Source organism: Limosilactobacillus caccae (assembly GCF_900156885.1).
Taxonomy (GTDB): Bacteria; Bacillota; Bacilli; order Lactobacillales; family Lactobacillaceae; genus Limosilactobacillus; species Limosilactobacillus caccae.
Window position 1 is genome coordinate 70,597 of the sequence record NZ_FTOY01000010.1, and the last position, 18,792, is coordinate 89,388.

Consider the following 18,792-nt stretch of genomic DNA (forward strand, 5'->3'; position numbering starts at 1 on the left):
GTAAATGAGTTAAAATATAAGTTATATGTCTAAAGGAGAGATGAGAATGAAGCAAGGAACAAAGATCATTACCCTTGATAACGGCTATCACCTATGGACTAACACGCAAGGTGAAGGTGACATCCACCTGCTTGCCCTCCACGGGGGTCCCGGTGGTAACCACGAATACTGGGAAGACGCTGCTGAGCAGTTGAAAAAGCAGGGACTAAACGTCCAGGTTACCATGTATGACCAACTGGGGTCGCTTTATTCCGACCAACCAGATTATTCTGACCCCGCGATTGCCAAGAAGTACCTCACTTATGAATACTTCCTTGATGAAGTCGATGAAGTACGGCAAAAGCTAGGCCTTGATAACATCTACTTAATTGGGCAAAGCTGGGGCGGTCTCCTCGTCCAAGAATACGCAGTTAAGTACGGGCAACACCTAAAAGGGGCGATCATTTCGTCAATGGTTGACGAGATTGATGAGTATGTTGAGCACGTCAATGCTTTGCGTGATAAGACCCTTTCGCCAGAAGCTGTTGCCTTCATGAAAGAATGTGAGACGAAAAATGACTACTCCAACCCGAAGTATCAAGAATACGTTCAAGTAATGAACGAGCAATATATTGACCGGAAACAGCCTTCCAAGCTGTACCACCTGAAGGATCTCGGCGGTGACGCAGTCTACAATGCCTTCCAGGGAGACAACGAATTCGTCATTACTGGTAAGCTTAAGGATTGGCATTTCCGTGACCAATTAAAGAACATCAAGGTGCCAACCCTCTTGACATTCGGTGAACACGAGTCAATGCCGGTTGAAACAGCAAAGATAATGGCTAGTCTTATTCCAAACGCAAAGCTTGTTACTACGCCAAATGGTGGTCACCACCACATGGTTGACAACCCCGCCGTATATTACAAGCACCTCGCTGACTTTATCCGTGAAGTTGAAAACGGCACATTCAACAAGTAAATCACCACAAGGGGTGGGATAACGAAGTTACAAACGACTTCCGTCCCCCCTTTTTATTTCATGAATTATTTATGAACAAGATTTTAAAAGATGGATAAGTATTGCTAAAAAGAAAGTGAATTATGGTACGATATTTATACGAAATATACGAAGGAATGGTCAAAGCAAAAACATAATCTGGTTTCACTAACGTTGTTATTCAGAGGGTTTGGGAACCCTTCGAATCAAGTACCTTACAAGAAAATATTTAAAGGGGAACTAAATGAAAGAAAAATACCAACTGACTTCTACTGAAGTAAAACAGGAGTACCACTTAACTGATTTTACGCACGGGTTAAGTGAAAGCGATGCACAAACTCGCCTGCAACAAGACGGGCCAAACATGATTGAAGTTAAGCCGACGCCGAAGTGGAAAATGTTTCTCCGCCAGTTTAACAACATCGTCATCTATATCCTGCTTGTTGCTACCTTACTGACAATCTTAATTGGTCACTACACCGATGCCATCGTGATTGGGGCCGTTGTTTTCCTTAACTCTTTAATTGGCTACTTCCAAGAATCAAGTGCAGCCAATGCCCTTGCTAAGATTAAGGAAATGATGGCCCAACACGCAACGGTCTACCGTGATGGTAAGCGGCAAGACATTGATGCGGCTGACCTTGTTTGCGGTGACGTTGTCTTCCTCGAAGCCGGGGATAACGTTCCCGCCGACCTCCGGATTGTCTCCGCTGACAACCTGCGGATTGAAGAATCGGCCCTCACCGGGGAGACCAATTCTGTGATTAAGACCGACGAAGCAATCACTGATAGTGACGTCCCGCTGGCCGACCGGGTTGACATGGCCTACGCCTCTACTTCCGTAACAAGTGGTAGTGGTCTCGGGGTTGTTGTTGCCACTGCCGAAGATACGGAAATTGGTAAGATCTCAACTGAAGTAGCCCAGATCAAGCCAAAGAAGACGCCATTAACCAAGGAAATCGACCATGTCGGAAAAGTTGTTTCCTACATTACAATTGTCGCTTCCATAATTGTCTTCGTTGTCGGTTTTCTCCTGAAGATTTACTCCTTGCCAGCCCTCGCCCTCGCCGTCGTAGCAATGCTTGTGGGGGCCATTCCTGAAGGTTTACCAGCTATCACCTCTGTAATTTTAGCCTTCGGGATCAGTAAGATGGCCAAGGAGCACCAGACAATTATCAAATCAATGCCCGCCGTGGAAACCCTCGGTTCAGTCGACGTAATTGCAACCGATAAGACCGGGACGCTGACCCGCAACGAAATGTCGACCATCGAAATGTGGATTGGTGACGACCATTACGATGTTACCGGGACCGGTTATGCGCCGACTGGTGAAATCCTTCTTAATAACAAGCCGGCAGCGTTAACCGAGAAGGTAAAGCTCTTTCTTGAAGCCGGTTTTCAAGCCAACGATACCGTGTTAACCGATGAAGGTGGAACCTGGCACATCAACGGTGAACCGACTGACGGGGCGTTTTTAACCCTTTACCATAAGGCATTTGGGGCTAACTACCAGTCCAAGTACAAGTCAATTGACCTCCTGCCATTTGACTCTGACTACCGCTATATTGCAAAGCTGACCCAAGCACCAGACAGTGACCAGCAAGTCATCTTTGTTAAGGGTTCGCCAGACAAGCTATTTGAAATGGCCGCTAAGGAAGATCCGCAGTTTGACACCGCTAAGTGGCAAAAACGGGTTGACGAATGGTCAAGTGCTGGGAAGCGGGTCATCGCGGTCGGTTACCAGCCAGTTGAGGGGCAAACGTTAACGGAAGTCGAACATGACCACCTTTACCAAGGGATCCATTTACTTGGGCTAGCCGCCCTCCAGGATGCTCCACGGGAAGAAGTAATCGTTGCCCTAAAGCAAATGAACCGGGCCGGGGTTGCCGTTAAGATGATTACCGGGGACGATCCGCAGACTGCGCGCGCAATTGGTAAGCAACTTGGCTTGACTGATGGTCCGATCCACGCCATTACGGGTGCTGAATGGGACAAGCTGTCCGATAAGGAACGAGAAACAGTTGCCCTAAATACCCAGGTCTTTGCCCGGACAACTCCACAAAACAAGCTAGAAATCGTTGATGCCCTGCAAAAGCAGCAAAAGATTACCGCGATGGTCGGTGACGGGGTCAACGATGCCCCTGCCCTTAAGAAAGCAGATATCGGAATTTCGATGGGGATCAAGGGAACTGACGTCGCCAAGGACGCTGCTGATATGATCCTTGGTAATGATAATTTTGCAACGATGGCCGCTGTCATTAAGGAAGGGCGGCGGATTTATGACAACATTAAAAAGAGTATCCTCTTCCTGTTGCCGACTTCCTTTGCCGAAGGATTAGTTGTTGCCTTCTCCATTTTAACCGGCCAACAAGTACCCCTTCAACCTGCACAGTTGCTCTGGATCAACTTAATTGCGGCCATTACCATCCAGTTTGCCTTCGTCTTTGAAAAGGCAGAAGACGGGATTATGGACCGGAAGCCACGCCCAGTCACCCAACGGTTGATGGGTAAGCATGACCTGATTCAAATGGGCTACGTATCAGCCTTAATGGCAATTTTCGCCTTGATCGGTTATGAATGGTTCATTAATGCCGGTGCTGACGTTGTTAACGCCACAACGATGATGGTTAACACGATCGTCATTAGTAAGGCCTTCTACTTCTTCAGTATTCGGACTGCCCAGTACGGTCTTCCAGAAATCAAAACGATTGGCACAAAAGCGTGGGGAGTGATTGCCTTAATGGTAGTCTTCCAACTGATCCTCACCTATACCCCATTCATGCAGGTTGCCTTCCACGTTACTGGAATTAGCCTTGGCGAATGGTTGTTAGTTGTCGTCTTCTCCTGTTTAATCTTCCTCTGTGCAGAAGCAGACAAGTTTATTCGTTTTCGGAAAAATAACTAATTAAACAAAAAATCCCCTAATGGCTAAGCAAGGACAGCGCGTGGTTAAACCTAACCAGTTAGCTGATCTTCGTTCGCCGCTAGGGGGCTTTTTATTCGCGAATCGGCTGAATTGTAAACGGACAATCTACCAGAAATGGTATACAATTAGATAGACATAATTAAACTAAAGGAATGAGCAACAAAATGGCACACCAAATTAATAACTTCATTTTCGATATTGACGGCACCCTAATTGATACCCTCGACATGTATATGCCGGCAATGATCGAAATTCTCGACAAGTATGGCTACCCCGTGGCCCCTGATAAAGTCGAACAGACGAAACACGACCTCTTTGGAATTACCGGGGTCGATGCACTGCGGCTTGCGGGAATCCCTGAAGAAAAAATTCCGGCGATGCGTGACGACTGGTTTAAGCTCGCTTACGAACGGGCTGACCGGACCAAGGTCATTGACGGGATACCGGAAATGTTACAGGCACTCGCTGACCGGGATGGTGCGGAAATTGCCATTGCAACTTCTAAGATTCCCGAAGAATTTGATAAGTACTTTGTCAATAAGTATGACTTCGCCAAGCTCTTTAACGTTGCCATCACTTCCGCTGATACCGAAAAGCACAAGCCTGCTCCGGACCCAATTCTCGCTGCGATGGAGCGAATGGGAGCCGATCCGGCAACAACCGTGTACGTTGGTGACACCATTAACGACTTGAAGGCTGCCCATGCTGCCGGCGTCAAATTTGCTGGGGCCCTCTATGGTTCAGCTAAGCCAGAAAGCATTGCCGACGCTGACTTCCCACTGGAGAAGCCAAGTGATTTATTGAAGATTTAAAATAGCAACGAGGCCGAGCTAACTTCCGGCCTCGTTATTCATTTTAAATATATTACGGTCTAATCGCCTAGCTGCGAGGATGTTAATCCTTCTTGCCAAACAAAGCGGCCATCTTTGCTGCTACTTCAGGGTCGAGACTATCCGCCAGGGTACTCTCGTCCTTTTTTTGTTCACTTTGCTGGTTCTCAATGGTTTGCTTCAATTCGTCGGCAACTGCCTGTTCCCCGACTTCAATCGGGTTGACCGTCAAGCGACCACCAGCAGCATCTGCATGCCCACCGCCGTTAAAGTACTTTTCGGCAAATTTGGCAACGTCTAGCTTGCCGTTACTCCGGAGCGATACACTCACCGGGCTGATAACCAGCGCCGCATCAACTTCTGGGTTCTGTTCTAATAGCTCGTGAGCAATCTCTGACTTATAATCACTCGCATACACGATGCCAAACTTGTGGCCAGCGAGTGTCGTTACTAGCACATCCTTTAGGTGACTCTTTAAATACTTTGCCCGCCGTTCATTAAGGGTCCTGATTAACAGGCGGTTTGCGGCTTGGTACTCTTGCCAGCTGGTTGCAAAAACATTTTGGACAAATTCTTCTGAATCCTGAAGGGGGTAAAACCAGAAAAGCTGGTCGAAGTCATCTGCATCGATCCGCTCTTGTTCTGCCATGTCAGGATCGTTTTGCCAGTCCCAGGTATCATATGCCCGAATCAGCTCAACCAAGTATGCCAACTCGCGCCGCCGCTGTTCAGCAAGTTCATTAAAGTGGGGCTGCCCGGTAAGCCAGTCCCATACCAAACTAGTCGCGCTTGGATTTATCTTCTCGTCAGCAGGGCCGATGCTGTTGGCAGCATACTTTTGCCGTAGTTCCGCTTCACTTTCGTGGTGGTCAAATACCAGCCAGTGGTTAGCAAATTTATCATTTAACTGTTTAAACGAATAATCGCTATCAGGCGTCATGTCCATGATGTACACGTCGGTGAACCGGCCAACCTCGGCACTTTGCATCCACTGGCCCAGTTCTTCGTCAATCCGACCAGCGCCACAATTTGTCATGTCAAATTCAACATCTGGAAACATTACCGGTTGAACCGTCTTTAATAATAGTGGGGCCCCGAACCCGTCTAAGTCGTTATGGGAAAATAATTTAATTAACCGCTTTGCCATTTTGATCCCCTCACAATTTTTAGTCTGCTCATATTATACCCTACATTCGTATTAACTGACAGAATCGCCGGTAACTGCTATCATTGATACCAGTAGTTTACAAAGGAGAAATGATCATGCAAATTTACGATTATCGTCAAGAATTAATCGAACTGCTTGAAAACACAGCAGCAGATCCAACAAGTTTAAAGCAAACCCAACGTAGTCTCACCATCATCCTCAATATTTTAAACCACTATGATGGTGCCAAAAGTGACGCGGAACCTGCTCCCCGGTTTATCCAACGGCAAACCCGTCCCGCGTTTTCAGGTAACCAGCAAGAGATGCCAACGAAGGCACGGAAAGTGTTAAAGTCGCTGTTAACTGGTCCTACCGAAAAGCCAGTAAAGGCCCCCGTTGCGACCCCCGCGTCAGCGGTTAATACAGCGCCAGAAGCGCCTAAAGAAATCAGTGAAGAAGAACGGCTCGCTGCTGATGACCGCTACCTCGTTCACCGTAAGCTCAGCGGTGCAGAAATAAACCACCGCTACTACCCAGAAGCAGTCCTCCACGCCCTGCACTTTCCAATTGAAGATGGCGATATTGTTGAGCTAGACCGCGAGCAAAAAGTCCGCGGTTTGCCAGCTATCCGCCGGGTCACTGGTGACCACCTCCTGGCATATGAACCAACCAAGATTAACGTTATCGAGTATGGGGGATTGAAGCAAGTACCCGGCTCTGACGTTCTCCAAATCAGCAGCACCCTAAAGGGGAACTCAATCATTGATGAAAATTCCGCCAATACAGTTGTCGTCGACCCATTCAAGTACCCTGGCCGCAACCTTAAAGCAGGAATGGTTGTCGACTTTGCTTACTATGACAAGGGAAACGGCCTGGCTGATGCTAAGGATGGTGCCATCCGGTGGATCCACGAGAAGCAAGACTACGACACCACCAAGCAGCCCAAGAAGGTTAAGGTGGTCAAGAAGGTCAGCCATCCCCGCCATGACTACGAAAAGAAGTTAGACTATGACCTTCACCAGCGGACAGTGCTTGTTATCACTGGTGTCCGTGATAAGGTCAAGGGACTTAAACCAGTCATCGACAAACACCACGGGATTTTCCACGGGCTTGATGCTTCTGCCGAAGAAAAGGTTTCAAGCAGCAAGTTAAAACGGGAAATTCGTGACGCCGACTTCGTAATTGTCTGCATCGATGCCATTCACCACCGGATTAGCCAGCTCGCCAACCACCATGCTAAGCGGTATGAAAAGCCGTTAGCAATCGCTAATGTGACCTCCAACATGGGGGTTGAACGCGCAGTTGCCCGGGCATTAAACGGTGATCCCGCCTATGCGGAAAGTAGTGAAAAAATCGTAACTTCAAAGTAATTTGAAAATTGTTGTTGACATTTATTAAAATTAGATTAGAATAATTAACAACAATTTAATTATTCGATCGCAATGAGAAAGAAGAGTAAGTTAAAGGAAAGCTTCAGCGAGTCTCGTAATGGTGTGAGGAGACAGCCTAACCCTTTAAGTGAAAATCACTTTCGAGTCTAAAGCTTAAGTTTTCCAGTAAGCCTTAGTGGTAACACCCATTATCGTGTCAGCGTATCGCCGGTTAACGGCCGTACGTGTGAGGTATTGCTAGTAATAGCAGTGCAAAGATAGGGTGGTACCACGCTCAGCGTCCCTTAGCCAACTTGGTTTGGCTAAGGGACTTTTTTGTTGGGATCAGTTTGGAGGAATAACATGCCAGATTTAACATCACGCAAGTTAACATTTAAAAATTACTTAGTTGTTGCATCCCTATTGTTCGGCCTATTTTTCGGTGCCGGTAACCTTATTTTCCCCCTTCACCTGGGTCAACTTGCCGGGAGTCACTGGGGAATGGCCGCAAGCGGTTTTCTTATCACCGGGGTATTACTTCCCCTCCTGTCTGTCCTTGCCGTCGCTGTTACCCGGGCAGAGGGAGTCTTTGATATCGGTCGCCCCCTCGGTGTTGGTTTTGCCCTGGTCTTCATGGTCCTAATTCACGCCACCATCGGCCCACTCTTTGGTACGCCACGGACAGCGACGGTCTCCTTTACCGTTGGCCTGGCGCCCTTCGTTGATAAGCAATACCACTCACTGGCCCTGCTCTTATTTTCCGCCTTATTCTTTACCGCGGCCTTCTTCTTCTCCTACCGGGAAAATAATATTCTTGCAAACATCGGGAAGGTTCTTAATCCTGTCTTTTTAGCACTCTTATTCCTAGTATTTGTCGTTGCTTTTGCAAAACCACTTGGTAACCCGGCAACCGCTCCGACTACCAGCGCCTATGTCCATGGCGCTTTGACTAACGGTTTTCTCGAAGGCTATAACACAATGGATGCCCTGGCCGGCTTAGCATTCGGGGTAACAGTAGTGACCGCCATTCGCTCAATGGGGCAACGATCCGCAAAGGCTGTTTCCAAAGTCGTTGCGAAGGCCGGGCTCCTGTCAATGAGTGCTGTTGCTTTCATCTACTTACTTTTGATCCTTCTTGGAGCAATGTCTCTGGGGCGTTTCAAGGTTTCTCCTGACGGTGGGGTTGCGTTTAACCAGTTAGTTAATGCCTATGCCGGTGCCTTTGGCCAGGTTGTCTTAGCATTCTTATTAACTGTTACTTGTCTAACCACCGCTGTCGGACTAGTTGCTGCTTTTGCCCAGGATTTTCACAAGCACTTCCCGAAAGTTTCCTACCATACCTGGCTAGGCCTCTCATGCTTAGCATCATTTCTCACCGCTAATTTTGGTTTGGATACCATCATCGCCTGGTCAACCCCAATGTTGATGTTCCTTTACCCCCTCGCAATGGTCCTTATCCTCTTATCCGTTAGCTCACCGCTATTTAACCGTGACGGGGTTGTCTACTTCTTCGTCGTTCTCTTCACTGTCATGCCAGCATTAGGTGACATGGTCGTTGCCTTCCCGGCAGTCGTAAGCCACAGTAGTTTGGGCCTGGCCGTTGCCGGTTGGCGGGCTGCCCTTCCCCTTGCAAGCATGGGCCTTTCCTGGCTAGTTCCAGCGCTAGTCGGCCTCGGCGTCGGATTATTAGTCCACTGGTACCGGCGACAACAAGTAACCGCTACTAACATGCAAAGCGAAGCAAAATAAGCGCCTAGTATTATGATGAGTAAAAGGGTTAGCCAGTATTTGTCCCCGGCTAACCCTTTTACTGTTGCAGCTTCTTTTTATCTGTTTTAATATTGGAGCTATTATGAAAACTTCGCAACTTGATCAACATGAAATTACCCAATTAACCACTACTTATTCTGGTAGCGTCATTGTCTACGATTCAATCACCTCGACCCAAACGCGGGCGAAAGAACTCTTGCAGGCCGGCCTTTCAACTCCCTTCGCCGTCGCTGCTAACGCGCAAACTGCGGGCTATGGGCAGCAGGGGCGGCACTTCTTTTCACCTGCCAATACCGGTCTTTACTTTTCCCTGGTCTTTCCCCTCTCAACGGGAACATTCCCCCAAAACATTGGTTTACTAACAACCGGGATGACCGTTGTTGTGGGTACCGCCTTAACGGACTTTTACCCCCAAAGCAATCTCGCGTACAAGTGGGTCAATGATATTTACCTCGATGGTAAAAAAGTCTGTGGAATTATTACCGAACTTAAAAAGGTGGAAGACCAGTTTGTGGGAATCATTGGTGTGGGGATCAACCTCGCAACCGCCACTTTCCCTACAGGACTTATAAATAAAGCACAGGCGATGGACCCCCAAAGAGCCATCAACCGTAACCACCTACTAGCGGCAATATTAAATGCAGCAGCAACTTTTCTGCCACATTACCAATCAGGAACTTTCCTGCCAGAATACCGCCAACGTTCACTTGTATTAGGAAAAAAGATCACTATTCACTGTGGTCAGCAGTTAATCAGTGGTAAGGCAACCGCGATTGATTCTTACGGGCAGCTGGTTCTCGAAGACCAAGCTGGCCACCTGCACAGCTTTGCTAGCGGTGAAGTGACAAAGGTTGAGATATAAATAGCTAAAAAAGAGTAGGCGACATTCTTTTTCAACGTCGCCTACTCTTTTTATTCCCCGGGAAATATTTACCGGTTATTTCACATCATACTGGGTTAAGTTAAATTTCTTAATTGCATAAATCAACTCATTCGCATAATTAGGGTCAGTCGCATAGCCATTTTTCTGCAACTCATTTGCTGCTGTTTGGTAATCATTTGTCTGAACCCCTCTAAAGCGGTGGTGGTTATCAGCAGTTCCGTTTACGATTAACTTGGTATGTGCATCAATGGAGTCTGCCCAGCGGTAATAGCTGGCAAAGTCCTGCTTAACATACTTCTTTTTCCCGTTAATATACTCGGTCGTGTACATCCGGACCTTGGGATCGTCCTTCGTTGCCTTAATTCCAAACAAGTTATTGTACTTATAAGCAAGCTTGCTGCGGCCCCAGTTTGATTCCGTTCCCGCCTGCGCAATCGTAATACTAGCAGGAATATGATAACGCCGCTGTTCCTGCTGGGCTGCTGGCGCAATCGTCTTAATAAATTGAGTGACTGTTATATCCTTCGGGTGCGTTTCCCGAGTAGTCTTGACCTGGGGTGATTCGTGAATCACTAATGCCACCATCCCAAACAAAACAATTAAGAATGCAAGCACACTTATAGCAATCACACGGTTTTCTTTTTGCAAAACTATCAATCCTTCTTTAGCAATATCGTCGCTAATTATAACCAGATAATCTTTAGAAAGCGAGGATCACGACCGCGGTTCACAAAAGTTTCATAATTACTTGTTTAGCAGGTCTTTCTTAAATTCATCAAAGTACTTACTATCAATCATTTTCATCTTCGGGAAGCTCTTCATCAGCCGCCGTTGGTTCCAGCTCAGCCGCCGCTGGTCAAGCTGCTTATCTAAGCGGGCAACAAAAGACCGGTGCCAGTTTTCCAGGTGGTAACGCAACTCTGGCTTTTCTTCTGGAAGTGCTTGTTCGAACCGTTGCCGGAGCTTTCGCCGGTAGGCCGCCACCCGTTCATCCCATTGCTGGGTAGTTGTGTGGAACTTTTCTACACTAATAATTGTTAAGACTGTGTCTGTCCCCATCACCACGAAAATGATCAGGGCCAACATGCCGTGGGTAAGCCCCTCTTCCCAGTTGATTATGCGCTGCACAAATGGCTGGATAAAGCGGACCAATAAGACAACCCCAATCCCCCAAAAAAGGGAAATTGCCGGGGCGACCCGTCCCTGGATATTACCCTTGAGGTGTGAATAATCCCATAGTTTCATGTGGAAGGTCTTTTCTAAAAACAAACTTGCCACGTACTCGAAAATCGAGGCGACAATAAAGCCAACGATAAATAATAACAACAGATTATGCTGAACCGGCTGGGTGGTGATCAGGATTGTCGTCACCGCAAAACCATACACCGGACAATAAGGGCCAAACAAAAAGCCCCGGTATGCCAACTGGTGGTCCTTAATTGAGCAGTAAAACGTCTCCCAAAGCCAGCCAATAAACGAATATGTAAAAAATAAGACAATGATTTCTGAAAGTGAATAGGCCACGTGAGTCCCTCCTTTGAAACCATTGTCTCATAACTGTCTTTATTATTTCAAACTAAGCTTTTCGACATTCAAAACCTTATCAAGCCAGCCGCGGTAGAAACTCTGCTCGTGGCTAACCAGGATCAAGTTGCCCGGAAATTCCTGCAGGGCCTTCTTGAGTCCCTCTTTCGTCTCGTCGTCAAGGTGGTTGGTTGGCTCGTCCATGATTAAGAAGTTGCATGGTGTTAGCTCCAGGATTGCCAGCTTAACCTTGGTCTGCTCACCACCAGACAGGAGGTTCATCTCCTTCATTGTGTTGGCGGCGTTGATTCCTGCCCGCGCTAATTTAGTCCGGATCGTCTTCGGTTGCATCGTCGGGAACAGATTTTGAATCGTCTGCAGGGGCGTCAAAGTTGGGTCATCCCACTCGAGGTCCTGGTCGAAGTAGTTGATCTTCGCTGACGGGGAAAAGGAGGAGGTCCCACCAAGTGACGGAATCTTCTTCAAGATTGACTTGATCAATGTTGACTTCCCCACCCCGTTAAAACCAGTGAAGAGGAGTTTCTCCCCCATCGTCATTGAAAAAGTAACTGGGGCAAGCAACGGCCGCTTTCCATACCCAACAGATAATTTTTCAACCCGCAAGGCATTCGCCGACCCGGTATTTTCATACGGGAAGTGGAAGGTTGCTTTTAAGTTGTCCTCTGGTGGGTCAATCTTTTTCATCCGCGCAAGCATCTTCTCCCGGGACTTCGCCATCGTTGACTTTGACCCGGCCTTGTTCTTACGGATGAACCGCTGGGCCTTTTCAATTACTACCTGTTGCTTTTCGTATTCCCGCTCCTGGGCCTCTTTTCGTTCTTCTTTTTGCCGCATCGCCTGCTGGAAACTTCCCCGGTACTTGGTGATTTTACCAAACGATACGTCACAGATAGTGTTGGTTACCTGTTCCAAGAAGTCATAGTCGTGGGAAATAATCATTGCCGCCCCAGCAAAGTCATTTAAGTACTCAATCAGCCATTCAATGTGGGCGGTATCAAGGTAGTTTGTCGGTTCATCAAGCAAGATTACGTCTGGCTTTTCCAGCAGCATCTTGGCGAGGATAATTTTCGAACGTTGTCCCCCACTCATTTCGGAGACAACGTGGTCCTTGCCGATATCAGCCAATCCTAGCCCGTTCATTACCCGTTCTACTTCGGTCTCGATCTCGTAGAAGTTATGTGCATCAAGCGTTTCCTGGATTCTTCCCGCTTTTGCCAGCAACTCATCGTCCATCTTTTCCGCATAGTCGGCGTAGAGCTGGTTCATCTGATCATTAAGCTGGTAAAGGTCAGTAAACGCAGTGTGCAGGAACTCAATCAAGGTCATCCCCTTTGGAATATCAACATACTGGTCAAGGTAGCCAATCTTGGCCCCCTTTTGCCATTTGACACTCCCTTCGACCGGTAGCACCTTGCCAATTAAAATTTTAATCAGGGTACTCTTTCCTGCCCCATTTTGGCCAACGATCCCCATGTGCTCGTGCTTTTCTAGTTGAAAGCTAGCATCTTCGTAGAGCTTTTTATCCGCATAGCTCATCGTCAGGCCTTCAACATCTAGTACTGCCATCTATCTCTCTCCTTACTATTTGTTACGAATTAAAACTGGTGTCCATACTATCACACTTTTGGCACCGCCTTCAATTTATTACAATTGTGTAACATTGAGCAGTTTAAGGTATTTTTCACATCTTCTTCACAATATCATCATATAGTAGATAATGCACTGAGTTGCATTTATTGATAAATACTAGAATTATAAAATCAGGAGTGAATGATTATCGCTAAGAAGAAAGTTATGTCAAAAGTTCTCGCTGCCGCGCTAGGTGCTGCTGGTGCCCTTGCTGTTACCAACACCGCTAGTGCTGACACCCAAGTGCAAGTTCAATCTGGAGATACCGTTTGGAATTTTGCCCAACAATACTCAACGACAATTGATTCCATCTCCACTACTAACCAATTAGCTGACCCTAACTTGATCTACGTTGGTCAACAATTAGTTATCCCAACGTCTGCCATCAGTACTGCTTCAGCTGCTGCCAGTGTTGCTGTCCCAACGGCAACTGACAACACTACTGCCAGCCAAGTAGCAGAACAAACAACAACCCCAAACCAAGCAACAACGATTGCGGCGGCTACTTCTGCATCTGCAGTTTCCCAAACCAACGCATACAACATTGCTGACCAAGCACAACCACAAACTGTTGCCACTACTGACAACACTGTTGCCCAGTCTAGTGCTGCAAACCAAAGCACCACTGCGCAAGTAAGCGCAGTTGCTTACAACGTCAACACTAACCAAAACAGTGGCTACGCCAACGCTAAGATTACATTAGCTGCTACCCCAAGTACCACTGCCACTGCAGCTTCTACTGCTAACAGTGCTACCCCAGCAAGTGCTACCACTGTGCAAAGCACCGCTGCCGTTTCAGCAACCCCTGCAACGCAAGCTGCTGCCGGTCAAGGTAACGGCTCAACTGCTTCAGCTGTCGCTACTGCCCAATCAATGGTTGGTGTCCCTTACGTTTGGGGCGGTAACACCCCAAGTGGTTTTGACTGCTCTGGCTTAGTTCAATACTCATACGGCCTAGGCTCAAACTACCGGACTACTTACCAACAAACTAACCTCGGTGCCCACAAGTACGACGTTCAAAACGCCCAAAGTGGTGACCTCTACTTCTGGGGCCCTGACAGTGCTCCTTACCACGTTGCAATCGCAGAAGGTAATGGGCAATACGTTCAAGCACCAGCACCAGGACAAAATGTTCAACAAGGAAACATTAAGTACTACACTCCTAGCTTCTACATTAGCATGAACTAGGATATGTCCTGCTAAAAGGCAACGGCTGAATCGCCGTTGCCTTTTCTTATTAAATTTTAATAATCCAGTTGACACTAGATATAACATTCGCTATACTAATGACAATCAAACACGAGGAGTAAAGATTATGAATTACCAAAGCATTAACGTTAATATTCGTTGGCAAAGCCGGTAGACTGGGTTGTTCCGTCATGGATGCGACCTGGATAGACAGATTGCATCTGTGCCGGCTGAGTTTGGTATTCATTTTCAGTCCGCATGGATCCACATGCGGACTTTTTATTTTGCTTTGTCAAAAACGAGGGTCCCATGTGGGCGCTCGTTTTTTTGTATCATTATTCAAATGAGGTGAGTTTATTATGAAGAGAATGTATGGTCTAATTGCGATCCTAGTCGCCTTTCTCTGCTTTGCATTTTTCAGGGAAAATAACGGCTTCACACAAAGGCAAAAAGTTCCGACCGTCGGGGTGCTAACCTTAATGCACCACCCCGCCCTCGACGAGATTTATAAGGGCTATGTCGATGAGTTAGCCCGCGAAGGTTATCACGACGGGAAAAACATTAAGATTGAGTACCAAAACGCGAATGGTGACCAAAGTAACCTGAAGACAATGGCTTCAAAGCTCGTCGATGACAATTCCACTGTCTTATTTGGAATCACCACCCCGGCGGCCCAAGCACTAGCCAATTCAACCACGAAGACCCCAATTGTCCTTGGGGCCGTTACTGATCCGAAGAGTGCCGGCCTGGTTAAAAATAACCAACATCCCGGAGCAAACATCACTGGGATTTCCGACCAAGCGCCAATTCACGAACAACTAGGCTTGATTAAGCAATTCCTGCCGAAGATGAAGACCCTGGGGGTAATCTACACATCTAGTGATGCCTCAGCAGTCGCTGGTTTCCACCAAATTAAGCAGGAATGTAAGAAGATGGGGATCAACCTCAAGTCTTACTCAATCGCCAACAGCAACGACTTAAACCAGGTATCCGAACAGATGCTTAGTCAAGTAGACGCCGTAATCGTCCCTACCGACAATACAATTGCTGGTGCCATGCAGACCCTGGTCAAAAACGCGAATGCCGCAAACAAACCGGTCTTCCCCGCTACCGATACAATGGTTAAGCAGGGCGGGGTTGCCACGTACAGTGTTAACCAACGCGAACTAGGGGTGCAAGGCGCCAAGATGACCGTCCAGGTGCTCAAGGGCAAGAAACCAGCGAATATGCCAATCGAATACATCAAGCACGGGACACCGGTCTTAAACCTAAAGCAAGCACAAAAGCTGAACTTAAACATCCCCCCACAATTTGAAAAAGCAGCCACCACGAAAGGAGAGGTTTACAAATGAGTCTAATCGTATCATCAATCGGGCAAGGATTATTATGGGCACTACTTGGGCTCGGCCTTTACCTGACATTTAGGATCTTAGACTTTGCGGATATGACCGTTGAAGGAACCTTCCCCCTGGGAGCTGCCACTGCTGTCGCCGCAATCACCCACGGCGTTAATCCCTTCGGGGCGACACTATTGGCCATCGGGGCAGGGATGCTCGCCGGCCTGATCACCGGGCTCCTCTATACCAAGGGAAAGATTCCGAGCCTGCTTGCCGGAATCCTGACGATGACCGCCGCATATTCAGTCAACCTCCGGATCATGGGGAAGTCAAACGTGTCCCTCCTCGGCCAAAAGACACTCTTTAGTGGTGACTTTATGCAAAGTCTCCCCCAGTACTTCGACAGTGTCTTCTTAGGGGTCGCCGTTATTGCAATCGTCACCGTCCTCCTGGTATTCTTCTTAGCTACCGACTACGGTCAAGCTTTTATTGCCACGGGTGACAACCCCACGATGGCGAAGTCCCTGGGAATTCACACTGATACAATGGTAATCGTCGGACTGATGGTTTCCAACGGGATGGTTGGCCTTTGCGGTGCTTTAATTGCCCAAAACAATGGTTATGCCGACATTAACATGGGGATTGGGACCATCGTGATCGCCCTCGCCTCAATCATTATCGGGGAAGTGGCCTTTGGGGAGTTAACCTTAAACCAACGGCTAGTCGCGGTCACTCTCGGAAGTATTATCTACCGGATCATCTTACTCGCCGTTCTCCAACTCGGTTTCTCCGCAAACGACCTCAACTTGATTTCATCAGTCGTCCTCGCTATCTGCATGATGTTGCCGCAACTAGAAGAACACGTTCACCTCAAAAAGCCAATCTTAAAGGGGGTCCAGCCACATGACTAAGCCAATCTTAGAATTACAAGATGTTAAAACCATTGTTAATAAAGGAACTTCAAATGAAACCATGATTCTCAAGGGGATTAACCTTAAAATTAACGCCGGTGACTTCATTACTATTGTGGGGACAAACGGGGCCGGAAAGTCCACCCTCTTCAACGTCATCGGTGGCAACCTCCGGGCTGACGAAGGAAAAATTCTCCACGACGGCAAGGACATCACCCGGACCACCGAAGAACAGCGGACAGCCTTCCTCGCCCGGGTCTTTCAGGATCCTAAATTAGGAACCGCTCCCCGGATGACCGTTGCGGAAAATATGCTGCTGGCAACAAAACGGGGTGAACACCGTTACCTCATCCCCCGCAAGTTAAAACCCAACATGGACCGTTTTACAACCCTTGCCGCCACAATGAATAATGGTTTAGAAAACCGGATGACCACCGCCACCGGGGCCCTCTCCGGCGGGCAACGACAAGCATTAAGTTTCTTAATGGCAACACTAAAGCGGCCAGATGTCCTGCTGCTTGATGAACACACTGCCGCTCTGGACCCTCACACCAGTTTCAACCTCCTCCACGCCACTAACGAGCGGATTACCAAGGACCATCTTACTGCATTAATGATCACCCACCACTTAGAAGATGCCTTGACTTACGGTAACCGCCTAATTGTCCTTAAAGACGGGCAAATCAAAGCAGACTTCCGCGGTGCAGAAAAGCAGCAGCTAACGGTCAAAAAACTTTACCAATACTTTGAAGATTAGCGTTGTCAATATATCAATTAAAAAGCAAAGCCGGAAAAAATGGTTACTTCTCCGGCTTTGCTTTTTTACGGCACTTAAGAATTACCCCTTAGCGCTCCACACTAATTTGGCGTAAAATAATTATCAGTTTGTTATAAGGAAGAATCAAAATGAACGAATTATTTGAACATACTTCAATCAAGCGTGCCTACTTTACCCTGGCAATGCCAGTAGTCTTGAGCATGGCAGTTACCTTAGTTTATAACATGGTCGACACTTTTTTCGTTGCCAAAACTGGTAACCCGAACCTAGTTGCTGGGGTTTCACAAGGTGCCCCGATTTTCACCCTGATGATTGCGATTGGCGATATCTTTGGCCTCGGTGGAAGTTCCGTTATTTCCCGACTCTTTGGTGAACGGAAGGATAAACTAGCCCGGTTTGTCAGTGGCTATTGTTTTTACGCCCCCATCATCTGCGGGATCCTCGTAACCATCATTATGGTCGTCTTCCAGACCCCGATCCTGCACATGCTCGGTGCCTCCCCAGCAACCTGGAAATACGCCCGCGAATACTACCTTGTCATGGCCTGGGGGGGCAGCCTTCGTAATCTTCGGCCTCTCACCGACGAACATCTTACGAACGGAAGGACTCGCCCTCCAGTCGATGATTGCTAGCATGGTGGGGACCGGGATTAACATTGTCTTAAACCCGATCTTCATCTTCACCTGCGGCCTGGGAGCTGCTGGTTCCGCCCTAGCAACGGTGACTAGCAACGTTATCGGTGATATCTTGATGATCTATTTCTTACGGGTAAAAAGTAAAAAACTATCGACGTCCATCCATGAAACCAAGATTAGTCGGAAACTCCAACTGGAAATCTACGCCATCGGGATTCCCGCTTCCATCACCAACATCATGGCGACCTTTGCGATGGCAATGACGAACCGCTTCTTAATTGCCTACGGAGCTGATAGTGTCGCCGCAATGGGAATTGCCCTCAAGGCAAACATGATTATCAACATGGTGATGGTCGGTTTTGCTTTCGGGGCGCAACCATTAATTGGTTATGTCTATGGTGCAAAAGATGAAGCCCGTTTTAACAAGGTCGTCAAGTTTGACATCCAGGTTGTCGCTAGCCTCGCAATCGTCCTGACGGTCCTCCTCTTTATTTTCGCCCCGCACGTTATCCGTTTCTTCATGAATGATCCACAAATTGTTAGTGAAGGGGCAATGATGTTGCGCTGGTTGTCAGTTTCCACCACCCTCGCCGGAACCGTCCTGGTCTTTACCACCATGTTCCAGTCAATGGGGAAGGCTAATCCGGCATTCTGGCTATCATTCTGCCGGCAAGGGCTTATCTTTGGCATTGCGATCACCATTCTGACCAAGCTCTTTGGCTACACCGGGATCCTGGCTGCCCAAGCGCTGGCCGATGTCTTGACCTTTATCCTTGCTCTCATCTTTTACCACTTCTACCGGCCGCATTTTAAAAATAATAATCATTAAAGAAAAGCCGCACCCCGCTTACTGGGATGCGGCTTTTG

At 47.7% G+C, this 18,792-nt stretch carries 14 protein-coding genes, 1 pseudogene and 1 other annotated feature; of the genes and pseudogenes, 11 read left to right on the top strand and 4 right to left on the bottom strand.

Translation table 11 applies throughout. From position 1 onward, the window contains the following. The first annotated feature begins 46 nt into the window (after positions 1–46). The 3 genes from CZ502_RS03755 to CZ502_RS03765 all read left to right on the top strand — a co-directional run bounded on the left by CZ502_RS03755 (position 47) and on the right by CZ502_RS03765 (position 4,714). The gene (locus CZ502_RS03755) at positions 47–958 is read left to right on the top strand and encodes a proline-specific peptidase family protein (RefSeq protein ID WP_076459763.1); all 912 of its coding nucleotides are present in this window, start codon (positions 47–49) and stop codon (positions 956–958) included. A 262-nt stretch (positions 959–1,220) separates the two neighbouring features. Next, complete coding sequence (locus CZ502_RS03760) at positions 1,221–3,881, top strand: HAD-IC family P-type ATPase (RefSeq protein WP_076459764.1); 2,661 nt, start codon at positions 1,221–1,223, stop codon at positions 3,879–3,881. Between the two features lie 185 nt (positions 3,882–4,066). Next, entirely contained in the window at positions 4,067–4,714 is a 648-nt protein-coding gene (locus tag CZ502_RS03765; protein ID WP_076459765.1) for an HAD family hydrolase, read from the top strand. A gap of 82 nt (positions 4,715–4,796) precedes the next feature. Here the strand turns inward: CZ502_RS03765 and CZ502_RS03770 are convergent, their stop codons facing one another. After that, a complete protein-coding gene (locus tag CZ502_RS03770) occupies positions 4,797–5,879 on the bottom strand; it encodes a DHHA1 domain-containing protein (protein WP_076459766.1) in 1,083 nt (360 codons plus the stop codon). Positions 5,880–5,995: 116 nt separating this feature from the next. Here CZ502_RS03770 and CZ502_RS03775 point away from each other — a divergent pair, with 116 nt between their 5' ends. From CZ502_RS03775 to CZ502_RS03785, 3 genes are all read left to right on the top strand, one after another. Then, positions 5,996–7,249, top strand: coding sequence for a DUF2325 domain-containing protein (locus CZ502_RS03775; protein ID WP_076459767.1), 1,254 nt, complete (start codon positions 5,996–5,998; stop codon positions 7,247–7,249). A 63-nt stretch (positions 7,250–7,312) separates the two neighbouring features. Then, positions 7,313–7,558 (top strand) — a binding site (T-box leader). 54 nt (positions 7,559–7,612) lie between these two features. Further along, complete coding sequence (brnQ, locus tag CZ502_RS03780; RefSeq protein WP_076459768.1) at positions 7,613–8,998, top strand: branched-chain amino acid transport system II carrier protein; 1,386 nt, start codon at positions 7,613–7,615, stop codon at positions 8,996–8,998. Between the two features lie 103 nt (positions 8,999–9,101). Next, entirely contained in the window at positions 9,102–9,881 is a 780-nt protein-coding gene (locus tag CZ502_RS03785; protein ID WP_076459769.1) for a biotin--[acetyl-CoA-carboxylase] ligase, read from the top strand. 75 nt (positions 9,882–9,956) lie between these two features. Here the strand turns inward: CZ502_RS03785 and CZ502_RS03790 are convergent, their stop codons facing one another. The 3 genes from CZ502_RS03790 to CZ502_RS03800 all read right to left on the bottom strand — a co-directional run bounded on the left by CZ502_RS03790 (position 9,957) and on the right by CZ502_RS03800 (position 13,013). Then, complete coding sequence (locus tag CZ502_RS03790) at positions 9,957–10,487, bottom strand: glycoside hydrolase family 73 protein (RefSeq protein WP_438267731.1); 531 nt, start codon at positions 10,485–10,487, stop codon at positions 9,957–9,959. A 159-nt stretch (positions 10,488–10,646) separates the two neighbouring features. Next, positions 10,647–11,426, bottom strand: a complete 780-nt coding sequence (locus tag CZ502_RS03795) for a putative ABC transporter permease (protein WP_076459771.1) — start codon at positions 11,424–11,426, stop codon at positions 10,647–10,649. Positions 11,427–11,468: 42 nt separating this feature from the next. Beyond that, positions 11,469–13,013 carry an ABC-F family ATP-binding cassette domain-containing protein gene (locus tag CZ502_RS03800; protein WP_076459772.1) on the bottom strand — a complete coding sequence of 515 codons (1,545 nt, stop codon included), beginning with the start codon at positions 13,011–13,013 and terminating at the stop codon, positions 11,469–11,471. Positions 13,014–13,241: 228 nt separating this feature from the next. On the opposite strand from CZ502_RS03800, the gene CZ502_RS10965 reads away from it, so the two are divergent. The 5 genes and pseudogenes from CZ502_RS10965 (at position 13,242) to CZ502_RS03825 (ending at position 18,754) form a co-directional block, all read left to right on the top strand. Continuing rightward, on the top strand, positions 13,242–14,264 hold the full coding sequence (locus CZ502_RS10965; RefSeq protein ID WP_076460570.1) for a C40 family peptidase: 1,023 nt from the start codon (positions 13,242–13,244) through the stop codon (positions 14,262–14,264). Between the two features lie 359 nt (positions 14,265–14,623). Continuing rightward, positions 14,624–15,616, top strand: coding sequence for a tryptophan ABC transporter substrate-binding protein (gene trpX / locus CZ502_RS03810; protein WP_076459773.1), 993 nt, complete (start codon positions 14,624–14,626; stop codon positions 15,614–15,616). Beyond that, a complete protein-coding gene (locus CZ502_RS03815; RefSeq protein WP_076459774.1) occupies positions 15,613–16,512 on the top strand; it encodes an ABC transporter permease in 900 nt (299 codons plus the stop codon). The genes trpX and CZ502_RS03815 overlap by 4 nt, the downstream gene beginning before the upstream one ends. After that, entirely contained in the window at positions 16,505–17,269 is a 765-nt protein-coding gene (locus tag CZ502_RS03820; RefSeq protein WP_076459775.1) for an ABC transporter ATP-binding protein, read from the top strand. Before CZ502_RS03815 ends, CZ502_RS03820 begins: the two co-directional genes overlap by 8 nt. A 149-nt stretch (positions 17,270–17,418) precedes the next feature. Then, positions 17,419–18,754: pseudogene (locus CZ502_RS03825) on the top strand (MATE family efflux transporter). Positions 18,755–18,792: the final 38 nt, after the last annotated feature.

Bases quoted from the DNA above. Each gene is read 5' to 3' on its own strand.
- trpX (WP_076459773.1), top strand. From the start codon at position 14,624: ATGAAGAGAATGTATGGTCTAATTGCGATCCTAGTCGCCTTTCTCTGC.
- brnQ (WP_076459768.1), top strand. From the start codon at position 7,613: ATGCCAGATTTAACATCACGCAAGTTAACATTTAAAAATTACTTAGTT.
- CZ502_RS03775 (WP_076459767.1), top strand. From the start codon at position 5,996: ATGCAAATTTACGATTATCGTCAAGAATTAATCGAACTGCTTGAAAAC.
- CZ502_RS03800 (WP_076459772.1), bottom strand. From the start codon at position 13,013: ATGGCAGTACTAGATGTTGAAGGCCTGACGATGAGCTATGCGGATAAA.
- CZ502_RS03790 (WP_438267731.1), bottom strand. From the start codon at position 10,487: ATGGTGGCATTAGTGATTCACGAATCACCCCAGGTCAAGACTACTCGG.
- CZ502_RS03760 (WP_076459764.1), top strand. From the start codon at position 1,221: ATGAAAGAAAAATACCAACTGACTTCTACTGAAGTAAAACAGGAGTAC.
- CZ502_RS03765 (WP_076459765.1), top strand. From the start codon at position 4,067: ATGGCACACCAAATTAATAACTTCATTTTCGATATTGACGGCACCCTA.
- CZ502_RS03755 (WP_076459763.1), top strand. From the start codon at position 47: ATGAAGCAAGGAACAAAGATCATTACCCTTGATAACGGCTATCACCTA.
- CZ502_RS03820 (WP_076459775.1), top strand. From the start codon at position 16,505: ATGACTAAGCCAATCTTAGAATTACAAGATGTTAAAACCATTGTTAAT.
- CZ502_RS03785 (WP_076459769.1), top strand. From the start codon at position 9,102: ATGAAAACTTCGCAACTTGATCAACATGAAATTACCCAATTAACCACT.
- CZ502_RS03770 (WP_076459766.1), bottom strand. From the start codon at position 5,879: ATGGCAAAGCGGTTAATTAAATTATTTTCCCATAACGACTTAGACGGG.
- CZ502_RS03815 (WP_076459774.1), top strand. From the start codon at position 15,613: ATGAGTCTAATCGTATCATCAATCGGGCAAGGATTATTATGGGCACTA.
- CZ502_RS10965 (WP_076460570.1), top strand. From the start codon at position 13,242: ATGTCAAAAGTTCTCGCTGCCGCGCTAGGTGCTGCTGGTGCCCTTGCT.